Consider the following 517-nt stretch of genomic DNA (forward strand, 5'->3'; position numbering starts at 1 on the left):
CGACGCGCGCGCGGGGACGACCGGCGTCGCCGCGTCAGACGCGCGGGCGGGCGCGACGGTCGTCGGAGCGGGGGCGGGGCGCGGCGCCGGAGCCGATGCGGCTCTGGCCGGCGCGGCGATCGTCGGCGCTGCCGTGGCGGACGAGGATCGCGGAGCCGGCGTTGTTCCGATGGACGCCGGGGCCGCCTGCACAGGCCTCGGCGCAGGGGCGGGCGCCGGGCGAACAGGTGCAGTCGCGGTCGGCGCGGCGGAAGGCGCGGGCGCCGGAGCCGGAGACGGCGCGGGCCGCGCCGCGGCCGGCGGCGCGCCGTTCAGCAGCCGGGTCAGTTCCTCGGCTGTCTGGGATTGAGCATGGGCCGCCAAGGGGGCGGCGATCGACAGGACGGCGACGAGAGACACGGTTTTCATGCCGCGACCTTGGCCCTCGCCCTAGCCGACGGTCAAGCCGCCGCCAGTTCGACCCAGAAGGTCGCGCCCTCGCCCGGCGCCGACACGACGCCGATCTCGCCGCCCTGCA

1 pseudogene is annotated in these 517 nt (G+C 78.1%); it reads left to right on the forward strand.

What is annotated here, in order from left to right:
- Positions 1-349: pseudogene (locus tag B3K53_RS10755) on the forward strand (hypothetical protein); the annotation flags it as partial.
- Between the last annotated feature and the right edge of the window lie 168 nt (positions 350-517).

This window comes from Brevundimonas sp. UBA7506, assembly GCF_002479495.1.
Taxonomy (GTDB): domain Bacteria; phylum Pseudomonadota; class Alphaproteobacteria; order Caulobacterales; family Caulobacteraceae; genus Brevundimonas.